The following is a 23,259-nucleotide window of genomic DNA, read 5'->3' as shown; positions in this document are numbered from 1 at the left end:
AAGTCCTAACCTCAACTCGAGGTCTAGGGTTTCGGAAGTCCACGACCAGGTGCGACGCAGGCCCCCTCCTCGGATGAACGACAAGAGCAAGGACCAAACGTGGCCGGAACCCAGATCTCACTCGCAGTCATCAAGGTCGTCGGCGTCGGCGGCGGAGGTGTCAACGCCGTCAACCGCATGATCGAGTCCGGTCTCAAGGGCGTCGAATTCATCGCGATCAACACCGACGCCCAGGCGCTGCTGATGTCCGATGCGGACGTCAAGCTCGACGTCGGCAAGGAGATCACCCGCGGACTCGGCGCCGGCGCCGACCCCGAAGTCGGCAAGCGCGCCGCCGAGGACCACGCGGAGGAGATCGAAGAGGTCATCCGCGGGGCGGACATGGTCTTCGTGACCGCCGGCGAGGGCGGCGGCACCGGCACCGGCGGCGCACCCGTCGTGGCCAAGATCGCCCGCAGCCTCGGCGCCCTCACCATCGGCGTGGTCACCCGCCCGTTCACCTTCGAGGGCCGTCGCCGCTCGACCCAGGCCGAGTCCGGCATCGCCGCCCTGCAGGCCGAGGTCGACACTCTCATCGTGATCCCGAACGACCGCCTGCTCTCGATCGCGGACAAGCAGGTCTCCATGCTCGACGCCTTCAAGAGCGCGGACCAGGTCCTCCTCTCCGGTGTCCAGGGCATCACCGACCTGATCACCACCCCGGGTCTGATCAACCTGGACTTCGCGGACGTCAAGTCCGTCATGCAGGGCGCCGGCAGCGCCCTGATGGGCATCGGCTCGGCGCGCGGCGAGGACCGTGCCCTGCAGGCCGCCGAGCTCGCAGTCTCCAGCCCGCTGCTCGAGGCCTCGATCGACGGCGCCTACGGCGTGCTGCTCTCCATCCAGGGCGGCAGCGACCTCGGCCTGTACGAGGTCTCGGAAGCGGCCCGACTGGTCCAGGAGGCCGCCCACCCCGATGCCAACATCATCTTCGGCTCCGTCATCGACGACGCGCTGGGCGACGAGGTCCGCGTGACCGTGATCGCGGCCGGCTTCGAGGGCGGCGGTCCGGCACAGCGCCAGGACGTCACCCCGCAGCATCGTCCCGCCCCCCGCGCTGAGCAGCCCCGCGCGGCAGCGCCGCGTCCTCCTGTCCAGGAGCACCGCGCCGGCCAGGGGGCCGGTGCCGGAGCAGCCGGTTCCGGTGCTCCCGGCGCCTGGGGTCTGCCGCAGCAGGCCTTCTCCCCGTCGCGGCAGAGCGCGACCGAGCCCGAGACCGAGGTGCTCGACGCCGCCGACACCGAGGACGGTCAGTACGCACAGCAGGCGCGGAACGCCCCGCAGCCGGCTCCTCGCGCCCCTGAGCCGGCACGCCCCCCGCACATCGAGGAGCCGCCGTCGGACGACGACGACCTCGATCTGCCGTCCTTCCTCAAGTGACCTCAGCACTTCCTGCACGGGCCTCGCGACTTCGCGGGGCCCGTGCCCTGTTCACGGGACGGGAAGGAGGGGTCAGCACGGGTGAGCACGCCGGGTTGAACCTCGCCCGCCACGTCGGCGACGAGGAGCACTCCGTCACCCGCAACCGGGAGCTGCTCGAGGCCGAGCTCGGGGTGCCGCTGGTCTTCGTGGACCAGGTCCACTCCGCAGACGTCCATGCGCTGCCCCCGACGGGGGTGGCTCCGGTGGTCACCGCCGACGCGATGGTCACCGATCGCCGGGACGTGGGGCTCGCGATCATGGTCGCGGACTGCCTGCCGGTGCTGTTGAGCGATCCCGTCTCCGGCACGATCGCCGCCGCCCATGCCGGGCGCGCCGGCCTGCTGGGCGGGGTGCTGGAGCGCACCCTCGAGGTGATGGCGGAGTTCGGGACTCGGCCCGTGGATCTCACGGCGAGCATCGGGCCCGCGATCTGCGGAGACTGCTACGAGGTGCCCGCGGCGATGCGGGAGGACGCCGCTCGGCAGCTGCCTGCCACCTGGGCAGCCACCTCCTGGGGCACACCGTCGATCGATCTGCGGGCCGGCGCGATCGAGGTCCTCTCCGCGGCGGGCATCCCGCTCTCCGCGATCGAGGCGGACCACCCCTGCACCCTCGAGGACGATCGCTTCTACTCCTATCGTCGCCAGGCTCACACCGGACGCTTCGCAGGTGTCCTGCGCCGCGAGTGAGCGACGCCTCGGCCAGCCCAGACACGCCCACGACACGCCGGGCGCCTCCCGGGGTCGAGGAAATCCCTGCGGTAGTTTCAACGGGTAAGGGCTCCCGCGCACTCCCCGTGCTTCCCTGGAGCCCAGGTCAGCGTGAACAACAGACTGGGAGATCTGCGATGGGAACCTGGCGCAACGCCATGGTCGCACTCGGCCTTGCCAACGAGGTCGATGACGAGTACTACGAGGACGAACGGCTCCGCCATGACGAGGTCGCCGCACCGTCCCGCCGCACCGAGCGTGGCCCCGAGGCCGCACCAGAACGGGAGGCCCAGGTGACCCCGATCCGTCAGCATTCGAACGTGGTGGCCATGGCCCCGGCAGTGGAGGAGTCGATGCACCGCATCACCACGATCCATCCGCGGTCCTACAACGACGCCAAGGCGATCGGCGAGTCGTTCCGTGACGGTGTCCCCGTCATCATGAACCTCTCCGACATGCCCGACGGTGACGCCAAGCGCATGGTCGACTTCTCGGCCGGTCTGGTCTTCGGCCTGCGCGGCACCATCGAACGCGTCACCTCCAAGGTGTTCCTGCTCTCCCCGGAGTTCGTCCAGGTCGACGGGGATACCTCGGCCGACGAGGGCAGCTTCTACAACCAGAGCTGAGCGTTCCCATGCAGATCATCGCAGGAGTGCTGTACCTCGCGGTGCTGGTGTACCTGCTCCTGCTGATCACCCGTCTGGTGCTCGAGTGGATCCAGTCCTACGCGAGGGAATACCGGCCTTCAGGACTGGTGCTGGTCCTGTTCGAGCTCGTGTACACGCTGACCGATCCTCCGGTGCTGGCACTGCGTCGCCTGATCCCGCCCCTGCGGATCGGTGCGGTGTCGCTCGATCTCAGCCTGATGATCTTGCTGGTCCTCGGATGGATACTGCTGCGGGTGCTCGGCGGATTGGCGATGTGAGGAGGCTCCGGTCCAGGAACCTCCGCGGCATCCGTTAGGCTTGAGCGCGCCGCGCCCACCGCGCATCTGAACTCCCGCACTAAGAAAAGGTGACCCATGGCTCTGATGCCCGAAGACCTGCAGAATCAGCGGTTCACGCCGGTCCGGTTCTCGGAGGGCTACGACATGGACGAGGTCGACAACTTCCTCGACAACGACGTGGAACCCCGTCTGAAGGAGCTCCTCTCCGAGAACGAGCGCCTGAAGAAGGAACTCGAAGAGGCGCACAATCGCATCGCCGAGCTCGAGTCCGGCGCCGGTGCCGCGGCACCCGCCGCCGATGTCTCCGCGACGGGCGAGACGGACGCGATCATCGACACCACGCCCATCGGTGCTGACGATGAGGTCGACGCCACCGCGCCGCAGTCCGTCGTCGAGGACGAGGTCATCGTCGAGCAGCCTGCCCCGGTGGCAGCGCCTGCCTCGGAGACCCCCGATCAGTCCGCCGCCGGCATCATCGCCCTGGCGAACCGGCTGCACGACGAGTACGTGAAGAACGGCGAGGAAGAGCGCGATCGTCTGATCGCCGAGGCCAACGACGAGCATGCACGCATCGTCGGTGACGCCGAGGAGAAGTCCCGCACCACGCTCGCCGAGCTCGAGACCAAGAAGGCCGAGCTCGACAAGACGATCGAGGGCCTGCGCAACTTCGAGCGCGACTACCGCAACCGTCTGCGCAACTACCTCGAGAACCAGCTCAGCGATCTCGACAGCAGCGAGACGCAGGACAAGCAGGCGAACTTCGGTCTGTGAACGCCCCTGCTTCCACGCCGACGAGCGCCGGGCCCACGAGGTCCGGCGCTCGCCGCCGTCTCAGCCGCGGAACGGTCCTCGGCACCGTCGCCGTGCTCGGTGCGGTCCTGGCCGTGATCGACCAGATCACGAAGAACTGGGCAGTGGAGACTCTGCCGCTGCTGGATCCTCAGCCCTTCCTCGGTGAGATCCTCCAGCTGACCCTGCTGTACAACACCGGGGCGGCCTGGGGGATGGGCTCGGAGATCACCCCGGTGGTCACCTGCCTGCAGATCGCGATCGTGATCGGCGTGATCGTGTTCGCCGTCAAGGCGGTCCGTTCGCCCTGGTATACCATCGCCCTCGGCCTCATCATGGGCGGGGCGCTGGGTAACATCCACGACCGCCTGCTTCGCGAACCGGGCCCGTTCCGCGGCGCCGTCGTCGACTTCCTCGAACTGCCCAACTGGCCGGTCTTCAACGTGGCTGACATGGCCGTGGTGGGCGGCGCGATCCTGATCGTCGCCCTGGGCCTCTTCGGGGTCGACTCGGATCCGGCCCACGCGGAGGCCGCCGACCCCGCAGCCAAGGAGAAGCAGTGAGCTCCTCCCGCACGCTGATGGTGCCCGAAGGGCTCGCCGGAGAACGCATCGACGTGGGCATCTCCCGGATGCTCGGTCTCTCGCGCACGCGCGCCGCAGAGCTGGTGAGCAATGGCGGCGTCCTGGTGGACGGGCAGGTTCCGGCCCGCTCCACCCGGCTCGAGCCCGGTGCGATGGTGTACGTCGAGCTGCCGGACGAGAAGCCCGCGGTCGAGGTCCGGCCGCAGATCGCCGAGGGCATGAGCCTGATCCACCAGGATGACGACATCGTGGTGATCGACAAGCCCGTGGGCGTGGCGGCGCACCCGAGCGCCGGCTGGTCCGGCCCCACCGTGCTGGGCCATCTGGCCGCTGCGGGCGTGAGCATCCGCACCACCGGCGACGCGGAGCGACAGGGCATCGTCAGTCGCCTGGACGTGGGCACCAGTGGACTGATGGTGGTCGCCCGCACCGAGCGTGCCTACACCACCCTCAAGGATGCCTTCCGTGCCCGTGAGGTCGGGAAGGTCTATCACGCGGTCTGCCAGGGCACGCCGGAGCAACCGGCGGGCACCATCGAGGCCGCCATCGGGCGCTCCCCGCAGCACGACTTTAAGTTCGCGGTGCGCAGCGACGGCAAGCACTCGGTGACCCACTACGAGACCCTCGAGGCGCTGCAGGGCGCGACCCTGCTGAAGGTGGGCCTCGAGACCGGGCGCACCCATCAGATCCGGGTCCATATGGCCGCGCTGCATCACCCGCTGGTGGGCGACCCGCTGTACGGCGCGGATCCTCGTCTCGCCGAGCAGGTGGGCCTGATCCGCCAGTGGCTGCACGCGATGGAGCTGAGCTTCGTCCACCCCGCCACCGGCGAGGAGGTCAGGTTCGTCTCGCAGTACCCGGCAGATCTGCAGTCGGCGCTGGAAGCCCTGCGCGGTCACTGAGCAGGGCATGCACCTGACCCGCAGCGCCCCAGATGGATCACCTCCAGACGGATGACAGCGGCGGTGGGCACGCGCACAGTCTGGCAGGCGGTAGCGTCGAAGGATGAACGATGAGCAGACCTCCCGTGCGCTGACGCCCTCCCGAGACGCGGCGTTGGACCGCGCCGATTTCCCGTTCCTCCGGGTCGCCCGCCGCCTGGGCATCGATCCTGCCCGCGCCGAGGTCACCCTGCGAGACGGTGAGCAGGCCCGAGCGGCCGTCTCCGAGGCGGTGCGCACCTTCCTTGCCGCCGATGACGACCGCCGCGCCGGCAAGGCACCGTCCACGCCGATGGCGCTGGACCCGGACTTCCCGACCGGGGTGGGGATGGCGCTGGTCGGTGCGGCGGTCCTCTGGGAAGCCCGTGACCTGGTCCCACAGGTCGCCCTCCGGGTGGCCAAGGACCACTTCGAGGACGGGGCCGACGAGCTTGCCGCGAGCTACATCGCCCTGGTGCAGGAATCGGTGGACCCGGGGAAGGACTCCCGCGACGACGCCGCGGCCTGGGCGGCCCAGTCGCTGCTGGTCTCGGTGCTGCAGCGCTCGGGCAGCCCGGCCCAGGCCGAGGAGGTCGCCCGCGACCTCGCCGCCCATGCGATCCCGATCGAGCTGTGGCGCGATGACGACCCCACGCTGCCGGATGATTCGATGGCCTGGCACGGCGGTGCCTTCGTCGGCGGCATCCCACCGCGCCGCGATGAACGCTCGCTGAGCTTCGAGGACGTCCACGACTATCTGGACTCCCTGCTCCAGGAGACCCGCCGGGAGCAGCAGGCGGAGGGGGACGGCGCGGGGATTTGAGCGCGAGACGCGGGAGCATGCGCCGCAGAAGCGTCCACCTCCGTAGGCTGTCCTCATGACCGAACCCCAGGGCGCCCTCCTCACGGGCAGCGTGAACTTCGATGATGCCGAGAAGACGATGCGCACGGTGGCCGAGATCCTCGGCCGCCACGTCCGGCGCATCCCCGATGGCGAGGTCGGGAAGAGATTCCACTGGATCATGTTCCAGCCGGACGTCCTCGGCGAGGCCGATGGTGTCGAGCGCGTCGGTGAGCAGCCGATCCCCTTCGGCGCCGGCCTCGATGCGCGGCCGCTGCGCCTGGCCGACGGCGTCGACCCCGCCGGGATCACGCTGCCGCCGCTCGGCTACGCCGCCGCGGCGAAGGACTCCTATCCGATCTTCGCCCGGCTGCGCGAGCAGGGAGTGATCGGGCAGGGGATCCGCTTCCAGGTCTCCCTGCCGACCCCCGTCGCCGTGATCTCCTCCTTCTTCACCGGAGCGGACCGGGCCGCCATCGAGCCGGTCTATGCCGATGCGCTGCTGCACGAGCTCGAGGAGATCCTCGAGGCGATCCCGCACGAGGACCTCGCGATCCAGTGGGACGTGGCCAGCGAGCTGGGCATCCTCGAGGGAGCCTCCGGCTACGGCAGCCCCATGGAGGGCTGGTGGAGCGGTGACCTGCTGGCCGGCATCGTGACCCGACTCGAGGCGCTGGTGGACGCAGTGCCGCTGGACGTCGAGGTCGGTGTGCACCTCTGCTACGGCGACGCGGGGGAGCGGCACTTCGTCGAACCGCGCGATGCCGCGACCCTGGTCCAGCTCGCGGACGCCCTGGTGGACAGCGCCGCCCGGCAGCTGACCTGGCTGCATCTGCCGGTCCCCATCGACCGCGACGACGAAGCATATTTCGCCCCGCTCGCACAGCTGCCACGGCTGGATGAGCTGTACCTCGGGCTGGTGCACCGCGAGGACGGCGCCGAGGGGGCGCGGCGGCGCATCGCCGCGGCGTCGACGGCGGTGAATCAGCCCTTCGGGGTGGCCACCGAGTGCGGGATCGGCCGGGCCCCGGAGGGCACCACCGAGGGGATCCTGCGCACCCACGCGGAGGTCGCCGCGCCACGGTGAGACCTGGCATGCGCCCGGCACGCCCGGCGCCGACCGGGCGACACGCCGGAGGGCCTGGGTGACCTCTCCGACCCCTCCCGGACCCCCGCGGCGGGCGCCGCCGCGGCTACTCTGGAGGGCATGGCTTCCGCGGACTCCGATGACTTCGTGCATCTGCATGTGCACACCGATTATTCCCTGCTGGACGGTGCTGCGAAGATCGACAAGCTCGTCGCCGAGACGAAGCGTCAGGGGCAGAGCGCGGTGGCGATCACCGACCACGGCTACCTCTTCGGCGCCTACGAGTTCTACAAGGCGGCGACCGATGCGGGCGTGAAGCCGATCATCGGGGTCGAGGCGTATGTGACCCCGGGGACCAGCCGCCACGACCGCACCCGCCAGCAGTGGGGCACCAAGGAGCAGCAGGCCGCCGGCGACGATGTCTCGGCCCGCGGCGCCTACACCCACATGACCCTGCTGTCGAAGTCGACCCCGGGCATGCACAACCTCTTCCGGCTCGCCTCGGAGGCGTCGCTCGACGGCCAGATGGGCAAGTGGCCGCGCATGGACCGCGAGATCCTCTCGAAGTACTCCGAGGGCCTGATCGCGACCACCGGCTGCCCCTCCGGCGAGGTCCAGACCCGCCTGCGCCTGGGACAGTTCGACGAGGCGGTCAGGGCCGCCGGCGAGTTCCAGGACATGTTCGGCAAGGACAGCTACTTCATCGAGCTGATGGACCACGGCCTGGACATCGAGAAGCGGGTCACCAAGGACCTGCTGGAGGTGGGCAGGGCGATCGGTGCCCCGCTGGTGGCCACCAACGACCTGCACTACGTCACCGAGGACGATGCGCAGATCCAGGACGTGCTCCTGTGCATCAACTCCGGGTCACGGCTGAACGACCCCAACCGTTTCAAGTTCGGCGGCTCCGGCTACTTCCTGAAATCGGCGCGGCAGATGCGCGAGCTGTTCCGTGAGTTCCCCGAGGCGTGCGACAACACCCTGACCATCGCCGAGATGTGCGAGGTCGAGTTCCGCACCACCGACGAGGGCGCGAACTACATGCCGAACTTCCCCACCCCTCCCGGGGAGGACGAGGAGTCCTGGTTCGTCAAGGAGATCCAGCGGGGCCTGGAGTACCGCTACCCCTCCGGCATCCCAGACGAGGTCCAGCAGCGTGCCGACTACGAGGTCTCGGTCATCCTGCAGATGGGCTTCCCCGGCTACTTCCTGGTGGTCTCCGACTACATCAAGTGGGCCAAGGAGCAGGGCATCCGGGTGGGCCCGGGCCGTGGCTCCGGCGCCGGCTCGATGGTCGCCTACGCGATGCGCATCACCGACCTCGACCCGCTCGAGCACGGTCTGCTCTTCGAGCGGTTCCTGAACCCCGACCGCGTGTCCATGCCCGACTTCGACGTCGACTTCGATGATCGCCGCCGCGGCGAAGTCATCGAGTACGTCGAGCGCAAGTACGGCGACGACCGCATCGCCCAGGTCATCACCTATGGCGTGATGAAGACGAAGAACTCGCTCAAGGACGCCGCCCGCGTGCTCGACTACCCCTTCGCGATGGGCGACAAGCTCACCAAGACCCTCCCGCCCACGGTGATGGGCAAGGACATCTCGGTCAACGGGATCTTCGACCCCGAGGACAAGCGCTACGCCGAGGCCGGGGAGTTCCGTCGGATGCACGACGAGGACCCCGACGTCCAGAAGGTGGTCGAGATCGCCCGAGGCGTCGAGGGACTGACCCGCGGCTGGGGCGTGCATGCCTGCGCCGTGATCATGTCCAGCCACCCGCTGAAGGACATCGTCCCGATGATGCGTCGCCCCTCGGACGGCCAGATCATCACCCAGTTCGAGTACCCCACGCTCGAGACCCTCGGTCTGCTGAAGATGGACTTCCTGGGGCTGCGGAACCTCACCGTGCTCTCCGACGCGGTCGCGAACATGGAGCGCAACGGGAAGGTCCCGCCGGACCTGGAGACGCTTCCGTTCGACGATCAGAAGACCTATGAGCTGCTGCAGAAGGGGGACACGCTCGGCGTGTTCCAGCTGGACGGCTCCGGCATGCGCACCCTGCTGCGGCAGATGAAGCCCGACCAGTTCGGTGACATCACCGCCGTCTCGGCGCTGTATCGACCGGGCCCGATGGGCATGAACTCCCACACCAACTACGCGCTGCGCAAGAACGGACTGCAGCCGATCACCCCGATCCATCCGGAGCTCGAGGAGCCGCTCGCGGAGATCCTCGGGGAGACCTACGGCGTGCTGGTCTACCAGGAGCAGGTCATGCAGACGGCGCAGAAGGTCGCCGGCTACTCGCTCGGTCAGGCCGACATCCTGCGCCGCGCCATGGGCAAGAAGAAGAAGTCGGAGCTGGACAAGCAGTTCGCCTCCTTCGAGGCCGGCATGCAGGAGAACGGGTACTCGAAGGAGGCGGTGACGGCGCTGTGGGAGACGCTCATGCCGTTCGCCGACTACGCCTTCAACAAGTCGCACTCCGCCGCCTACGGGGTGATCTCCTACTGGACCGGCTACCTCAAGGCGAACCACCCCACCGAGTACATGGCGGCGCTGCTGACCTCCACCCAGGAGAACCGCGACCGGCTGGGCCTGTACCTCGGCGACTGCCGCCACCGCGGCATCACCGTGCTGCCGCCGGATGTGAACGAATCCGATCTGTACTTCTCCGCCGTCGGTGAGGACATCCGTTTCGGGCTCTCGGCGATCCGCAACGTCGGCGCGCATGTGGTCGAGGAGATCATCCGGACCCGCCAGGAGAAGGGTGCCTTCACCTCCTTCACCGACTTCCTGGACAAGGTGCCGCTGTCGGTGTGCAACAAGCGCACCATCGAGTCGCTGATCAAGGGTGGTGCCTTCGACGAGCTCGGCGCGAACCGCCGCTCGCTGGTGCTGATCCACGAGGACGCGGTGGACTCCGTGGTCGACGTGAAGCGCAAGGAGGCCCAGGGCCAGTACGACCTCTTCGCCGATGTCTTCGGCGGCGGAGGAGACGACGGCGACATGGCCACCGGCTCCGCCGCGACCATCACGATCCCGGATCTGCCCGAGTGGGACCGCAAGGAGAAGCTCGCCTTCGAGCGGAACATGCTGGGCCTGTACGTCTCCGATCACCCGCTGTACGGGCTCGAGCACGTCATCGCCCAGAACTCCTCGACGTCGATCAGCGCCCTGGCCGATGACGGAGCCGTCGAGGACGGCGCCATGGTGACCATCGCCGGTCTGATCACGACCCTTCAGCGCAAGACCACCAAGAAGGGCGACATGTGGGCGATCGCCACGGTCGAGGACCTCGAGGGCTCGATCGACTGCCTGATGTTCCCCTCCACCTACATGACCGTCGCGGGGGAGCTCGCCGAGGACCTCATCGTCTCGATGAAGGGGCGGGTGGACACCTCCAAAGGCATGCCCGAGCTGCGGGTGATGGAGATGACCATCCCTGAGACCGGGGGAGGGGCCGACGGGCCCGTGGTCATCGCCCTGCCGGCCACTCGCGCCACGGAGCGTGTGGTCAGCGAGCTGCGGGGGGTGCTGGAGGACAATCCCGGCGCCAGCGAGGTGCGGCTGCGCCTGCAGGAGCCGGGCCGGACCACCCTGATGCAGCTGGACAAGCGGCTCTCGGTGAACCCCTCGGCCGCGCTGTACGCCTCGCTGAAGACGCTGCTGGGCCCCAGCTGCCTGCAGTGAGGCGATGAGCAGGTGAAGTGACGAGCAGGTGAGGCGATGGGCAGGTGAAGCGATGAGCACGTGGCGGGTGGCGACCTTCAACATCCGCCACGGGCTCGGCGACGACGGCCGGGTGGATCTCGTGCGCACCGCCCGGGAGATCGCGGCGCTCGACGCCGACGTGATCGGTCTGCAGGAGGTGGACCAGGGATTCGGTCCCCGCTCCGGATATGAGGACCAGGCCGCGCGCCTCGGCGAGCTGCTGGGGATGCAGGTCTGCTTCGGCGCCGCCCTCGAACTTCCGCCCGTCGGTGAGGGCGAGTCGAGCCGTCGCTACGGGCTCGCGCTGCTGACCCGGCGCGAGATCCTCTCCCACGCCGTGCACCTGCTGCCCGCTCACCCGGGCCATGAGCGGCCGGCGGAGACCCGCGGCGTGCTCCAGGCGAAGGTCCGCGGGCCGGGGGAGCAGGAGCTCGAGGTGCTGGTGACCCACCTCGACAACGCCAGCCGCGCGCATCGCACCGCCCAGGTGCAGGGCATCGTCCGCCTCGCCCGGGGCCTCGAGGGGCCGGCGGTGCTGATGGGGGACATGAATGCCGATCCCTCCTCACCGGAGCTGGCGGCGCTCGCCGCCACCGGATGGAGAGACGTGGCCGTCCAGAAGAGGAGCTGGCGCTCGCCGGTTCGCGAGCAGTTCGGCGCCGTCGTGACGACGCTGCGCAGCCTGAGGCTCGCGACCCATCCGGCCCGCCTCCCCGTGCGGCGCATCGACTCGCTCTGGGTGCGCGGCGAGATCGAAGTCTGCCGAGTCGAGGTGGGAGCCCGGCGCTCCTCGGACCATCGCCCCGTGGTGGCGACGGTGCACAGCCCGCAGTGCTGAGGAGGTGCTGAGAAGTCGAGGCGAACGGTCGGTGCAGCGTGCTCCTCGACCTCTCCGGCCGAGAGGGCCGCCGCTCTCAGCACAGGTGCTCTAGCGTGGAGCCATGAACGCCTCCGACGCCGCAGACCCCGCCCTCACTCCTGACGCCTTCCTGCCGGACGCGCTGCTGGACTCCTTCCGCGAACGCGCGGTGGTCCATGACCGGGAGAACACCTTCCCCGACGACGATCTCGCTGACCTGCGCGAGCGCGGCTATCTGCGGCTGCTGGTCCCCACCGAGCTCGGCGGCCTGGGAGCCTCGCTGCTGGAGGCGACGCGGATCCAGCGTCGACTCGCCCAGGCCGCACCGGCCACGGCGCTGTCGATGAACATGCACCTGGTGGTCACCGGTGCGGCACTGCACACCCATCGTCTCGGCGTGGACAGTGTGCGTACCGTCCTCGAGGATGCGGCTGCAGATCAGCTGTTCGCCTTCGGCATCTCCGAGGCCGGCAACGACGCGATGCTCTTCGACTCCTCGACGCGCGCCGACGAGCAGCCGGGCGGTGGATTCCAGCTCACCGGCACCAAGATCTTCACCTCCCTCGCGCCGGTCTGGGACCGATTGGTGGTGCACGGCCGTGTCGCCGAGGCGAGCGAAGCGGATCCGAAGCTGCTGTTCGGCGTGCTCGAGCGCACCGCATCCATCGAGGTGCTCGACGACTGGGACACCCATGGCATGCGCCCCTCCCAGTCCCGCACCACCAGGCTGCGCTCGGCGCCGGTCGCTGCGGACCGTGTGCTGACCAGCACTCCCGTCGGCCCCAACCAGGACCCCTTCGTGATGGGCATCTTCGGTGCCTTCGAGCTGCTGATCGCCTCTGTGTACACCGGCATCGCCGAACGCGCGATCGCCGTCGGCACCCGGATCGCCACCACCCGGCGTAACGCCACCAAGGGGATCGTCCACGCCGACGATCCGGACATCCGCTGGCGCCTGGCGGACGCAGCGATCGCAGTGGACGGCGTCATCCTGCAGATCGAGAAGGTGATGGCCGATCTCGACGCCCTGGGGACGGGGGAGCAGGGCACGGGCCTGACCGACCACGGGCCGCGCTGGTTCCTGCACTTCTCCGGGGTCAAGTCCCGCGCCACCGAGACGGCGATCGCCGCCGTGGACCAGGTGCTGCGTGCCAGCGGAGGCGCCCAGTACTTCCGCCGCAGCGAGCTGGAACGCCTCTCCCGAGACGTGCGCGCCGGCATGTACCACCCCTCCGACGAGGAATCCGTGCATGCCTCCTACGCCAAGGCCCTGCTCGGCGACATCGGAGCACCCCGCACGGCACTGCCCCGGTGAGCGACACGATGCGCATCGTCATCGCCGGTGGCTCCGGCAGCCTGGGCCGTGCCCTGAGCGCCGTCCTGGTCCAGCGCGGGCACGACGTCGTGGTCCTGACCCGGACGCCGCGCCCTGCCGCCCAGCGCCACGGCGTGCGCGATGAGCACTGGGACGGCCGCACCCTCGGCCCCTGGGCGCAGGAGCTCGAACCGCGGGGAACCGCCGTGGTCAACCTGGCGGGGCGGCTCGTCGACGCCCGGCCGACGCCAGAGAACATCGCCGACCTCACCCGCTCCCGGGTCGAGGCGACCTCAGCGCTCGCCGAAGCGTCCCGGCGCCTCGAGCAGCCTCTGGCGCGGTGGGTCCAGGCCTCCACCAGCGCGATCTGGTCCGACGCCGGAGAGCAGCTGCTGGACGAGACGAGCCCCCTGCCCGTAGGGCTGCCACAGATGACAGGGGTCGCCGAGCCCTGGGAGCGTGCTGCCGAGCCAGCACGAACCGACCATCAAGCAGTGCTGCGCACCGGCATCGTGCTGGAGGCGGGGACGCCGGCGCTCGAGCGGCTGCTGCTGCTGGCCCGCTGGGGTCTCGGCGGGCCGGTGGGGACCGGTCAGCAATGGGTGAGCTGGATCCACGTCGAGGACTGGGTGCGGATCGTGCTCGCGGCGCTCGGGCTCGAGCCGCCGGCGCTGCCCTCGGGGATCGTCGTCGCCGCCGCTCCACATCCGGTGCGGAACGCCGAGCTGATGCGGATCCTGCGCCGGGTCGTCGGTCGGCCGTTCGGCGTCCCCACCCCGGCACCGCTGCTGCGGCTGGGTGCGGCGCTGCTGCGCACTGACCCGGCACTGGGGCTCACCGGGCGCCACGCGACCTCTCGCGTGCTGGACGAGGCAGACTTCCATTTCCGGTATCCCCGCCTCGAGGATGCGGTGGCAGAACTGCTCTAGCCGTGCTCCTCCTTTGGAGAGCCCCTCAGCCGAAGAGCACCTCGGCTTCGCGCCAGCGGGACTCGGGCACGCGCTTGATGCTGTCGATCGCCTCGGTGAGCGGCACATCCACGATGTCGGTGCCGCGCAGCGCGACCATCCGGCCGAAGCGGCCCTCGTGGACGAGGTCCACGGCGGCGGTGCCGAGCCTCGTGGCGAGCACCCGGTCATAGCCGGTCGGCTCGCCGCCGCGCTGGATGTGGCCCAGCACCGTGGCCCGGGACTCGATGCCCAGTCGCTCCTCGATCAGCGGGGCCAGCACCTCTGCCACCCCGCCGAAGCGCGGGCGTCCGAACTCGTCGAGGTCGTACTTCATGAAGCCCTCCGGGGCGTCCCGGGGGACGAAGCCCTCGGCGACCACCACCAGCGGGGCCCGGCCGCGGTCGAAGGCGGACTTCACGTGCTCACAGATCTCCTCGAGCGACAGCGGGAACTCCGGCAGGCAGATCACGTGCGCTCCCGCGGCCATCCCCGAGTGCAGCGCGATCCAGCCGACGCTGCGCCCCATCACCTCCGCCACCATGCAGCGGTGGTGGGAGTCTCCGGTGATCCGCAGTCGGTCCAGGGACTCGGTGGCGATCTCCACCGCGGTGTTGAAGCCGAAGGTGTAGTCGGTGGCGTCGAGGTCGTTGTCGACGGTCTTGGGCACTCCGATCACCGGGATGCCCGCTTCGTAGAGCCGGTTCGCGGTGAACAGGGTGCCGTCGCCGCCGATCGCGATGATCGCGTCCATGTCGTTCTCGTCCAGGTGGCGGCGCACGATCTCCGCGCCGTCCTCGCCGTCGGCGAAGGGGTTGGAGCGGGAGGTGCCCAGGATGGTGCCGCCGATGCGGCCGATGCCTCGCACCCGTCGTCGTGGCAGAGTGATCCAGTCGTTCTCGATCACTCCCCGCCAGCCGTCCTTGAACCCGATGAACTCGTCCTCGAAGAGCTTGTCGCCCTTGATCACCGCGCCGCGGATCACGGCGTTCAGGCCGGGGCAGTCGCCACCGGAGGTCAGGATTCCGATCTTCACGGGGTAGTGCCTCTTCTCGACTCGGCCTGGGAGGACAGCGAGTGGATCGCCCGCTCGCCGTCTTCAGCCTAGAGCCCTTCGATGCGGCGGAGGAAGGACCACCGGCCTGGTGAGACCCGGGAGCACCTGCTGGTGAACGGCAGGTTGCGAGACCGGGAACTGCCCGGACAGCAGAGCGCCCCGGCCCCTCCATGAGGAGGGACCGGGGCGCTGAGGAACAACTGCTCCGACGGATCGGGCGTGCCCGATCAGGCTCTGATCGGTCAGGCCTCGTCGGCCTCGGTGTCAGAAGTCGCAGACGGGACGGTGGACGACGCGCCCTCCGTGTGCTCGGCCTGCTCACGCACCACGCGGCCGCCATCGGCGGCGCGCTTGAGGGTGTCCTGGAAGTCGACCCCGGTGGTGGACTTGACCATGTCCAGCACCTGGGCGAGTCCCACCGAGATGTTCTGCCCGATCTTCGCCTCGCCATCGGTGGAGAACACCGACAGGTTGGAGATGTTCGAGTACGGCGCGGCCAGCTCGTTCGCGACGGCCGGCAGCACCTCGAGCACCTGGTTGAGCACGGCGGCGTCGTTGAACTGCTTGTAGGCCTCGGCACGAGCACGAGTGGTCTCCGCCTCGGCGTCGCCCTTGGCACGGATCGCCGCACCCTCGGCCTCACCCTTGGCACGCAGGGCGTCGGCCTCGGCCTGACCCTCGAGCCGAACGGCCTCGGCGTCCTTGGAACGACGCTGCAGCTCGACCTCGGCCTCGGCGCGGCCACGGGCCTCGATGGCGTGGGCCTCGGCGTCCGAGGTGACCTTGCGGGACTCGGCGCGGTTGCGCTCGTCCTGCAGCTGGGCCTCGGATTCGGCGATGCGCGTGTACTTCTTGGAGTCCGCATCCTGCTGCTCGGCGTAGCGCTTGGCCTCGGCGGGCTTGTGGACCTCGGCGATCAGCTGCTTCTCGCGCAGATCATTGTTGCGGACCGCGATCATCTCTTCCTGCTCGATGATCCGCTGCTGCTGAGCGGCACGCGCGAGAGGACCGGACGCATCGGCGACAGCCTGCCGAGCGTCGGTCTCCTCCTTGATCTCCGCGTTGCGGAGGTCGAAGGCCTGCTTCGACTCGGCCTCCTGCTGGAGGTTGAGGTTGCTGGCCTGGGTCGACTCACGGTTCGCGTCCGACTCGGCGATCGCCGCGCGCTTGGCGACCAGTGCCGCCTCGGGGCGGCCCCAGTCCCGCAGGTAGGAGCCGTCATCCTCGATGGCGGAGATCTGGAAGGTGTCGATGACCAGGCCCTGGTTGTTCATCGAGTGCTCGGACTCGGCCTGCACCTGGGAGGCGAAGGACGCGCGGTCGCGGATGATCTGCTCGACGCTCAGGGTGCCGACCACGGCGCGCAGGGTGCCGGAGAGGATCTCCTGGGTGTAGTGATCGATCTGCTGCTGCTGGTCGAGGAAGCGCTGCGAGGCCTTGCGCACGTCGTCGATATTGCCCCCGACCTTGACCTGCGCCACCCCGCGCAGGCGCAGGAAGATGCCGTTCATCGAGTAACCATCGACCTCGACCGGGATCTGGCGCGAGCTCAGGCTCAGCACGAAGGCGCGGTCGAAGATGGGGCGCACGATCGCGCGGCCACCGATGATGACCCGGGCGCTGCCGGATTCGAGATCGATGTCGCCGGTCGGGCTGGTCTTCGCGTTGCGGCCGGTGATGATCAGCGCTTCGTTCGGCGCCGCGATCCGGTAGCTCCGGATCAGGACGATCAGCGCGATCAGCAGAACGACCGCCACGACGACGATGACGCCGACGACGGGTACGAACAATTCCATGAGTCCCCCTCAGGTAAGTACAGGCTTGCCTAGGGCATTGTCCCATTGAAACCGTGTTCCCGCAGGCACGTCCCGAGAGCGGAGATGCTCTCGTGATCTCCGCTGCCGAGAGGTCACTTCATGCCGGAGGTGGCGATGCCCTGGACGATCTGCTTCTGGAACACCAGGAAGCAGATCAGCACCGGGATCATCGAGACGACCGAGATCGCGAGGACCAGGTTGAAGGGCACCACCTCCTGGCTCGCGAAACGCTGCAGCGCCACCGGCAGCGTCCGGGTGGACTCATTGGTCACCACCAGCGGCCAGAGGAAGTCGTTCCACCGCCACAGCACCGAGAAGATCGCCAGCACGGCCAAAGCCGGTTTGCACAGCGGCAGCACCACGCGCCAGAAGATCCCGAACTCGCGCGCTCCGTCGACCCGGGCGGAGTCGATGAGCTCGTCGGGGATCGTGAGCATGTACTGGCGCAGCAGGAACACCCCGGTGGGGGTGGCGATGGCCGGCAGGATCACGCCCCACAGTGAGTTGGTCAGCCCCAGCGACGCGGTCACCTGGTAGACGGGGATGAGGATGACCTGCAGCGGCACCATGATCGTCGCGAGCGTCACCAGGAACAGCAGGTCCCGGCCCCGGAAGTTGTAGCGCGAGAGCGCATAGGCGGCCATCGAGTTGACCGCGAGCGTCAGGACTGTCGCGACCACCACCACGATCACGCTGTTGGTGAGATAGCGCAGCATGTCGAACCCGGTGAGCGCTTCGACGTAGTTCTCCGGATGCCACTGCTGGGGCAGCAGCGTGGGCGGGCGCTGGGCCAGCTCGGAGGGGCTCTTGAAGGAGCCGAGCACGGTCCACAGCAGCGGGATCAGCACCAGCAGCGCGAGCGCGGTGAGGTTGACGGTGCGCACCACGTCCCGGGGACGCACCCGGGTGCGGGAGGTCGAGGTCCAGGTGGTGGACTTGGCAGAGGTCGTCGTCATGATCGGATCACACCGCTTCGCGGCGCGCGCCGTCTCGTGCCGCCTGTCTCAAGATATGACTGCAACGTCCGAATGCCGGGACGCCGGGTCTAGGGTCGCTCGTCGTGAATACCGCTCAGCCCTCGTCTCCTCCCGCCGCGCCGGCACCCACCTCGGCACCCGCCGGCGCTCCGGCGAACACCCGCGGGCGCGTCATCACAGCCTCCATGGTCGGCACGACGATCGAGTTCTTCGACTTCTACGCCTATGCGACGGCGGCGTCCCTGGTGTTCCCGGCGCTGTTCTTCCCCACGCAGAGCCCCGCGAACCAGCTGCTGAGCTCCTTCGCGGTCTTCGGCGTCGCCTTCGTGGCCCGCCCGCTGGGTTCCCTGATCTTCGGTCACTTCGGCGATCGTGTCGGCCGGAAGACCACCCTCGTGGCCAGCCTGCTGGTGATGGGCATCGCGACCTTCCTCATCGGGATCCTGCCCACCGCCTCGACTCCGGGCTTCACCGTGCTCGCCCCCGCGCTCCTGGTGCTGCTGCGCTTCTGCCAGGGCATCGGACTGGGCGGAGAATGGTCCGGGGCGGCGCTGCTCGCGACGGAGAACGCCCCGCCCGGCAAGCGCGCCCTCTACGGCACCTTCCCGCAGCTCGGCGCCCCGATCGGATTCATCCTCTCGAACCTGCTGTTCGTGGTCCTCAGCCTGCAGCTGACCGACGCCCAGTTCATGAGCTGGGGCTGGCGCCTGCCGTTCCTGCTCTCCGCCGCGCTGGTCATCGTGGGCCTCTGGGTGCGGCTGAAGCTCATGGAGAGCCCGGCCTTCCAGAAGGTGATCGACGAGCAGCGGGTCGCCGCCGTGCCGATCGCCCGGGTGTTCCGCACCGCCTGGAAGCCACTGGTCCTCGCCACCATCGCCATGGTCGCCACCTACGTGCTCTTCTACCTGATGACCGCGTTCCTCATGGTCGTCGGCACCACCGCCGCCGACGAGGTGACCGCCCGCGCCGCCGCGGAGGCCGCCGGCAAGTCCTTCGACGCGGCGGGCTTCGCACCCGGCCTGGGATACGAGCGGCCGCAGTTCCTCACCATGCTGATCATCGGGGTCGTCTTCTTCGGCATCTTCACCCTCGTCTCCGGCCCGCTCGCGGACCGCCTCGGCCGGCGGAAGCTGCTGCTGGCCGTCACCGCGGGGATCGGCATCTTCGGGTTCCTGATCGAGCCGCTGGTGCAGGCCGGGACCGCCGGGGTGATGGCGACGCTGATCCTCGGCTTCACCCTGATGGGTCTGACCTTCGGTCCGATGGCGGCGTTCCTGCCGGAGATGTTCGCAGCGGACGTTCGCTACACCGGCAGCGCAGTCAGCTACAACATGGCCTCGGTCATCGGAGCGGCCCCCGCGCCCTACGCGATGATCGCGCTGTGGCAGCTGCTGGACGGGCCGCTGTGGCTGGTGGGCGGCTACCTGACCCTCGCCGCGATCATCACGGCCATCGCGCTGCTGATCGGCAAGGAGACCCGCGAGGTCGATTACCTGGCCTGATCGACTACCTGGCCCGATCGACGTGCTGCGACGGAGGAGCGGTAGGAGATCAGGCGATGGGGCTCTGGCCCGATCGACGTGCTGCGACGGAGGGCGCCCGCGGAATTCTCCGGGGGCGCCCTCCTCGTCGTGGGGACCGCCGCGCGTGCGGCCTGCGGGTCAGCCCTGCTGGCGCTGCTCGCGGTAGTAGCGGATCAGCCCGGCGGTCGAGGCGTCCTCGGCGGAGATCGCCTGCTCATCCCCGGCGACCGCCGGGGCGAGGCCCTTGGCGAGCTGCTTGCCCAGCTCCACGCCCCACTGGTCGAAGGAGTTGATGCCCCAGACCACGCCCTGCACGAAGGTGATGTGCTCGTAGAGTGCGATCAGCTGGCCCAGCACCGACGGCGTCAGCTTCGGGGCCATGATCGAGGTGGTCGGGCGGTCACCGGAGAACTCGCGGGCCGCGACCAGCACGCCCTCGGTGCCTTCGGCGCGCACCTCCTCGGCAGTCTTGCCGAAGGCCAGCGCCTTGGTCTGTGCGAAGAAGTTCGCCAGGAACAGCTCGTGCACGTCCTGCTCACCATCGACCAGAGCGTGGTTCGGGGTCGCGAAGGCGATGAAGTCCGCCGGGATCAGCCGCGTGCCCTGATGGATCAGCTGGTAGAAGGCGTGCTGACCGTTGGTGCCGGGCTCGCCCCAGAAGACTTCACCTGTCTCGGTCGTGGCGAGCGAACCGTCCCAGCGCACGGACTTGCCGTTGGACTCCATGGTCAGCTGCTGGAGATAGGCAGGGAAGCGGTGCAGGTACTGGGAATAGGGGAGCACCGCATGGGTCTCCGCCTCCAGGAAGTTCACATTCCACACGTTCACCAGGCCCATCAGCAGCGGCACGTTCTGCTCCGCCGGCGCGGTGGCGAAGTGCTCGTCCATCGCGTGGAAGCCGGCCAGCAGCTCTTCGAAGGCATCCGGGCCCAGCACCGTCGCGAGCACGGTGCCGATCGCCGAGTCCACCGAGTAGCGCCCGCCCACCCAGTCCCAGAACCCGAAGGCGTTCTCGGGATCGATGCCGAAGGCCTCGACCTTGTCCAGCGCCGTGGAGACCGCGACGAAGTGCTTGGCGACGGCTTCCTGCTCCTGCTCGGCGGTGAGCCCTGCACTCTCCCGCAGGCCGCTGAGCAGCCACTGGCGCACCAGGCGTGCGTTGGTGAGCGTCTCCTGCGTGGTGAAGGTCTTCGAGGCGACGATGACCAGGGTGGTCTCCGGATCGAGGTCCTGGGTGCTGGCGTAGGCATCGGTGGGGTCGATGTTCGAGATGAACCGCGCCTCGAGCCCGTCCTGGGCGAGCGGCTTGAGCGCCTCGTAGACCATCACCGGGCCGAGGTCGCTGCCGCCGATCCCGATGTTGACGACGGTCTCGATGCGCTTGCCGGTCACGCCGGTCCATTCCCCGGAGCGGACCCTGTCCGCGAAGTCGTAGACCCGGTGCAGGGTGCCGCGCACGTCCTCGTCGATGTTCTGTCCATCCACCTCGAGGGACGGGGAGGAGCCCGCGGGGCGACGCAGTGCGGCGTGCAGCACGGCGCGGTCCTCGGTGGTGTTGATGTGGGCGCCGGCGAACATCGCATCGCGGTGCTCCTCAACGCCGACCTCGCGGGCGAGCTGCAGCAGCAGCTCCATGGTCGTGGGGGTGAGGAGGTTCTTGGAGAGGTCGACGTGGAGCTCGGCCGCGTCGTGCGTGAAGCGCTCGGCGCGCTGGCGGTCGGTCTCGAACCACTCGCGCAGCGAGCCCTCGAGCTCGAGGTTGTGCGCCTCGAGCTCGGCCCAGGCGTCGGTGGAGGTGGGATCGATGGGAGCGGCGGGCGAGGTAGGAGCAGTCATGGGGCCATTGAACACTGCGAACGCAGTTCGTGTGGAGGTCCTGCCGGGTGTTCCCTCCGCGCCGGGCAGATGGTTGAAAGAGGTCCGAGACCGAAGTGTTACCAGCAGATGGAATGCTGTTGACATCCGTTGGTGCAGACTGGATCGGTCCGCACACGGATGTGCGGGTCACGCTCTCGAGCCTTCACAGGAGTTCTCATGGCCATCTCGCGCCGATCAATGATGCTGGGCACCGCTGCCAGTGGTGCCGCCGCCCTGACCCTCGCCGCCTGCGGGGGCGACGAAGGTGGCAGCGGCGGAAGCGATGGGGGAGGCGGTGACGCCGGTGGCACCGGCGAGCCGATCTACGCCAACACCACTGAGCCCGAGAACCCGCTGATCCCGACCAACACCGGCGAGGTCGGCGGCGGTCGAATCATCACGATGATCTTCGCGGGCCTCGTGTACTACACGGCCGACGGCACCGCGGAGAACGACATCGCGGAGTCCATCGAGTCCGAGGACAACCAGAACTGGACGATCAAGATCCGTGAGGGACTGACGTACTCCGACGGCTCCACCCCGATCACCGCGCAGGACTTCGTCAACGCCTGGAACTTCGGCGCGAACGCCGCCAACGCGCAGCTCGGCCAGTACTTCTTCGAGCCCTTCGAGGGCTACGCGGAGCTCTCCGCGGAGGGCGTCGCCGCTGATGCCACTCTCTCCGGCCTCGAGGTCGTGGACGAGACGACCTTCACCGCCCGACTGGTCTCGGCGCAGTCCGACTTCCCGACCCGCCTCGGCTACTCCGCCTACATGCCGCTGCCCCCCACGGCCTTCGACGATATCGCCGCTTACGGCGAGGCACCCCTGGCCAACGGCCCGTACAAGCTCGAGACCTGGACCCACGATCAGGAGCTGGTGCTGGTGCCCAACGAGTCCTACGACGGCCCCCGCGCCGCGAAGAACTCCGGGATCAACTTCACCGTCTACCAGGATCCCGAGACGATGTACCTCGACCTGCAGTCGGACAACGTCGACGTGGTCGACCAGCTGCCGGGCTCGGCGCTGGCCACCTTCGAGTCGGACCTCGGGGACCGGGCCGTCAACGCCCCCGGCGCTGTCTTCCAGTCGATCACCCTGCCCGGCTACGACCCGAACTTCGAGGGCGAGGCCGGCTCGCTCCGCCGTCAGGCACTCTCGCGGGCGATCGACCGCCAGTCGATCTGCGACAACCTGTTCTTCGGCACCCGCACCCCCGCCACCGACTTCGTCTCCCCGGTGATCCCCGGCGGCGGCGCGACCGATCTCCCCGGTGCGGAGGTCCTCCAGTTCGACGAGGCCGAAGCGAAGCGCCTCTGGGCCGAGGCCGAGGCGATCACGCCCTTCGCAGGCCCGCTGACCCTCGCCTACAACGCGGACGGTCCGCACGCCGACTGGGTCGAGGCGGTCTGCAACTCGCTGGCGAACGTGCTGGGCATCGAGGCGAAGCCCACCCCGTTCCCCGCCTTCGGCGAGATGCGCGAGCAGATCCGCAATCGCGATCTCCTGGGCACCTGGCGCTCGGGCTGGCAGGCCGACTATCCCTCGGCCTACAACTTCCTGGGCCCGCTCTACGGTTCCGCTGCGGCCGACGGCAAGGGCAGCAACGACGGCGACTACAAGAACCCCGAGTTCGACCAGCTGCTCGCCGACGGGCTCGCCGCCGCGAGCGAGGACGAGGCGATCGCCCTGTGGAAGGAGGCGGAGGCGCTGCTGATCCGTGACCTGCCCGTTCTTCCCCTCTGGTACCAGAACACCATCGGTGGCTTCTCCACCCTGGTCTCGAACGTGGAGTACGGCTGGGACACCGTGCCGCTTTACCACGAGATCACCAAGTGATCTGCTGATCCACCCTGCG

The 23,259-nt window shown here is 68.9% G+C and carries 19 protein-coding genes; 15 read left to right on the top strand and 4 right to left on the bottom strand.

Annotated elements, in window-relative coordinates:
* The first annotated feature begins 99 nt into the window (after positions 1 to 99).
* The 13 genes from ftsZ (at position 100) to Q0937_RS03460 (ending at position 14,152) form a co-directional block, all read left to right on the top strand.
* Entirely contained in the window at positions 100 to 1,419 is a 1,320-nt protein-coding gene (gene ftsZ, locus Q0937_RS03520) for a cell division protein FtsZ (RefSeq protein ID WP_299299821.1), read from the top strand.
* Positions 1,416 to 2,150 (top strand): peptidoglycan editing factor PgeF, encoded by a 735-nt coding sequence (gene pgeF, locus Q0937_RS03515; RefSeq protein ID WP_299299819.1) that lies wholly within the window; start codon positions 1,416 to 1,418, stop codon positions 2,148 to 2,150. The genes ftsZ and pgeF overlap by 4 nt, the downstream gene beginning before the upstream one ends.
* Positions 2,151 to 2,308: 158 nt before the next feature.
* Positions 2,309 to 2,797, top strand: a complete 489-nt coding sequence (sepF, locus tag Q0937_RS03510; protein ID WP_299299817.1) for a cell division protein SepF — start codon at positions 2,309 to 2,311, stop codon at positions 2,795 to 2,797.
* A gap of 8 nt (positions 2,798 to 2,805) precedes the next feature.
* Positions 2,806 to 3,096: a YggT family protein gene (locus Q0937_RS03505; RefSeq protein ID WP_299299815.1), complete on the top strand. Its 291-nt coding sequence runs from the start codon at positions 2,806 to 2,808 to the stop codon at positions 3,094 to 3,096.
* Between the two features lie 96 nt (positions 3,097 to 3,192).
* Positions 3,193 to 3,888, top strand: a complete 696-nt coding sequence (locus Q0937_RS03500; protein WP_299299813.1) for a DivIVA domain-containing protein — start codon at positions 3,193 to 3,195, stop codon at positions 3,886 to 3,888.
* Positions 3,885 to 4,469 (top strand): signal peptidase II, encoded by a 585-nt coding sequence (gene lspA / locus Q0937_RS03495; RefSeq protein ID WP_299299811.1) that lies wholly within the window; start codon positions 3,885 to 3,887, stop codon positions 4,467 to 4,469. The genes Q0937_RS03500 and lspA overlap by 4 nt, the downstream gene beginning before the upstream one ends.
* Positions 4,466 to 5,392 carry an RluA family pseudouridine synthase gene (locus tag Q0937_RS03490; protein ID WP_299299809.1) on the top strand — a complete coding sequence of 309 codons (927 nt, stop codon included), beginning with the start codon at positions 4,466 to 4,468 and terminating at the stop codon, positions 5,390 to 5,392. Before lspA ends, Q0937_RS03490 begins: the two co-directional genes overlap by 4 nt.
* A 103-nt stretch (positions 5,393 to 5,495) precedes the next feature.
* Positions 5,496 to 6,233, top strand: a complete 738-nt coding sequence (locus Q0937_RS03485) for a hypothetical protein (RefSeq protein WP_299299807.1) — start codon at positions 5,496 to 5,498, stop codon at positions 6,231 to 6,233.
* 55 nt (positions 6,234 to 6,288) lie between these two features.
* Entirely contained in the window at positions 6,289 to 7,338 is a 1,050-nt protein-coding gene (locus tag Q0937_RS03480) for a hypothetical protein (protein WP_299299806.1), read from the top strand.
* 120 nt (positions 7,339 to 7,458) lie between these two features.
* Positions 7,459 to 11,028: a DNA polymerase III subunit alpha gene (gene dnaE / locus Q0937_RS03475; RefSeq protein WP_299299804.1), complete on the top strand. Its 3,570-nt coding sequence runs from the start codon at positions 7,459 to 7,461 to the stop codon at positions 11,026 to 11,028.
* 52 nt (positions 11,029 to 11,080) lie between these two features.
* Positions 11,081 to 11,887, top strand: a complete 807-nt coding sequence (locus Q0937_RS03470; RefSeq protein ID WP_299299802.1) for an endonuclease/exonuclease/phosphatase family protein — start codon at positions 11,081 to 11,083, stop codon at positions 11,885 to 11,887.
* 103 nt (positions 11,888 to 11,990) lie between these two features.
* Complete coding sequence (locus Q0937_RS03465) at positions 11,991 to 13,223, top strand: acyl-CoA dehydrogenase family protein (protein ID WP_299299800.1); 1,233 nt, start codon at positions 11,991 to 11,993, stop codon at positions 13,221 to 13,223.
* Positions 13,220 to 14,152, top strand: a complete 933-nt coding sequence (locus Q0937_RS03460) for an epimerase (RefSeq protein WP_299299798.1) — start codon at positions 13,220 to 13,222, stop codon at positions 14,150 to 14,152. The genes Q0937_RS03465 and Q0937_RS03460 overlap by 4 nt, the downstream gene beginning before the upstream one ends.
* 25 nt (positions 14,153 to 14,177) lie before the next feature.
* Here the strand turns inward: Q0937_RS03460 and Q0937_RS03455 are convergent, their stop codons facing one another.
* The 3 genes from Q0937_RS03455 to Q0937_RS03445 all read right to left on the bottom strand — a co-directional run bounded on the left by Q0937_RS03455 (position 14,178) and on the right by Q0937_RS03445 (position 18,000).
* Complete coding sequence (locus tag Q0937_RS03455) at positions 14,178 to 15,206, bottom strand: ATP-dependent 6-phosphofructokinase (protein WP_299299796.1); 1,029 nt, start codon at positions 15,204 to 15,206, stop codon at positions 14,178 to 14,180.
* 263 nt (positions 15,207 to 15,469) lie between these two features.
* Positions 15,470 to 17,023, bottom strand: a complete 1,554-nt coding sequence (locus Q0937_RS03450) for a flotillin family protein (RefSeq protein ID WP_299299794.1) — start codon at positions 17,021 to 17,023, stop codon at positions 15,470 to 15,472.
* A gap of 113 nt (positions 17,024 to 17,136) precedes the next feature.
* Positions 17,137 to 18,000, bottom strand: a complete 864-nt coding sequence (locus Q0937_RS03445) for a carbohydrate ABC transporter permease (protein ID WP_299299792.1) — start codon at positions 17,998 to 18,000, stop codon at positions 17,137 to 17,139.
* 104 nt (positions 18,001 to 18,104) lie between these two features.
* On the opposite strand from Q0937_RS03445, the gene Q0937_RS03440 reads away from it, so the two are divergent.
* Complete coding sequence (locus Q0937_RS03440) at positions 18,105 to 19,523, top strand: MFS transporter (protein WP_299299790.1); 1,419 nt, start codon at positions 18,105 to 18,107, stop codon at positions 19,521 to 19,523.
* 159 nt (positions 19,524 to 19,682) lie between these two features.
* On the opposite strand, the gene pgi is transcribed toward Q0937_RS03440, so the two are convergent.
* Positions 19,683 to 21,380 (bottom strand): glucose-6-phosphate isomerase, encoded by a 1,698-nt coding sequence (gene pgi / locus Q0937_RS03435; RefSeq protein ID WP_299299788.1) that lies wholly within the window; start codon positions 21,378 to 21,380, stop codon positions 19,683 to 19,685.
* 198 nt (positions 21,381 to 21,578) lie between these two features.
* Here pgi and Q0937_RS03430 point away from each other — a divergent pair, with 198 nt between their 5' ends.
* A complete protein-coding gene (locus Q0937_RS03430; protein ID WP_299299786.1) occupies positions 21,579 to 23,240 on the top strand; it encodes an ABC transporter substrate-binding protein in 1,662 nt (553 codons plus the stop codon).
* The last annotated feature ends 19 nt before the right edge of the window (positions 23,241 to 23,259 follow it).

The sequence above is a fragment of the uncultured Brachybacterium sp. genome (assembly GCF_947500705.1).
Taxonomy (GTDB): Bacteria; Actinomycetota; Actinomycetes; order Actinomycetales; family Dermabacteraceae; genus Brachybacterium.
The sequence above is the reverse complement of the archived record's forward strand: the minus strand, read 5'-3'. Positions and strand labels throughout refer to the sequence as shown.

What these genes read in the sequence shown, in the direction of transcription:
- sepF (WP_299299817.1), top strand. Translation starts at nt 2,309, where the DNA reads ATGGGAACCTGGCGCAACGCCATGGTCGCACTCGGCCTTGCCAACGAG.
- Q0937_RS03505 (WP_299299815.1), top strand. Translation starts at nt 2,806, where the DNA reads ATGCAGATCATCGCAGGAGTGCTGTACCTCGCGGTGCTGGTGTACCTG.
- Q0937_RS03500 (WP_299299813.1), top strand. Translation starts at nt 3,193, where the DNA reads ATGGCTCTGATGCCCGAAGACCTGCAGAATCAGCGGTTCACGCCGGTC.
- Q0937_RS03485 (WP_299299807.1), top strand. Translation starts at nt 5,496, where the DNA reads ATGAACGATGAGCAGACCTCCCGTGCGCTGACGCCCTCCCGAGACGCG.
- Q0937_RS03480 (WP_299299806.1), top strand. Translation starts at nt 6,289, where the DNA reads ATGACCGAACCCCAGGGCGCCCTCCTCACGGGCAGCGTGAACTTCGAT.
- dnaE (WP_299299804.1), top strand. Translation starts at nt 7,459, where the DNA reads ATGGCTTCCGCGGACTCCGATGACTTCGTGCATCTGCATGTGCACACC.
- Q0937_RS03470 (WP_299299802.1), top strand. Translation starts at nt 11,081, where the DNA reads ATGAGCACGTGGCGGGTGGCGACCTTCAACATCCGCCACGGGCTCGGC.
- Q0937_RS03465 (WP_299299800.1), top strand. Translation starts at nt 11,991, where the DNA reads ATGAACGCCTCCGACGCCGCAGACCCCGCCCTCACTCCTGACGCCTTC.
- Q0937_RS03450 (WP_299299794.1), bottom strand. Translation starts at nt 17,023, where the DNA reads ATGGAATTGTTCGTACCCGTCGTCGGCGTCATCGTCGTCGTGGCGGTC.
- Q0937_RS03445 (WP_299299792.1), bottom strand. Translation starts at nt 18,000, where the DNA reads ATGACGACGACCTCTGCCAAGTCCACCACCTGGACCTCGACCTCCCGC.
- pgi (WP_299299788.1), bottom strand. Translation starts at nt 21,380, where the DNA reads ATGACTGCTCCTACCTCGCCCGCCGCTCCCATCGATCCCACCTCCACC.
- Q0937_RS03430 (WP_299299786.1), top strand. Translation starts at nt 21,579, where the DNA reads ATGGCCATCTCGCGCCGATCAATGATGCTGGGCACCGCTGCCAGTGGT.